The organism is Paenibacillus sp. 01T422, assembly GCF_056398785.1.
Genome location: NZ_JBFTQB010001558.1, coordinates 1 through 570 on the forward strand (window position 1 = coordinate 1; position 570 = coordinate 570).

Genomic DNA, 570 nt, shown 5'->3' on the forward strand with positions numbered 1-570 from the left:
GTATAGATGCCTATCAATTCGTTAATCTAGGCGCACACGAGGATCTGCTGGAAGATCTCCGCAGGCTTGAATCCCGGATGAGGGAACAATTGGGTTATGAAGTCTCCTTAATCGCTTACACACCAGAAGCGCAGGATGGCAACAAGAAATAAAGATAGAAGGGGGAGCTTTTTATGAAAAAAATGTTGATTCAAATTACTCTTTCGATTGTTCTAGTAAGCGCAGTCGCAGGTTGCTCGGCCGCAAGTCCGAATAATCATGCGGGTGCAAGTTCTTCGAATCCGAATGCTGGCTCATGGGATACGAGTCTCAGAAACAATGAAAATCCTTCACTAGGTGCTAAAAGTGTCAATCAATCACCGCTGCCATCCATGCAGCCTTCTACGATTGATAACGTTAAAGCACACTCGAATACACACCTGACGATGAATCGGGATTTAGCAGATGGCATCATTCAAGCTGCACACCTCGGGAACACGGCTGTTGCAATTACGGATAACAACATTTATGTGGCAGTAGATATTGGCGGGATGCAAGCTATGAGTGCCGGTGACGAGAGCATGAAAATTC

Annotated in this window: 1 protein-coding gene; it reads left to right on the forward strand. The window is 45.6% G+C overall.

Features of this window, described 5'->3' with window-relative positions:
• Nucleotides 1–173: 173 nt before the first annotated feature.
• A partial coding sequence (locus AC1DUA_RS40160; protein WP_477504953.1) for a hypothetical protein occupies nucleotides 174–570 on the forward strand: 397 nt, incomplete at its 3' end.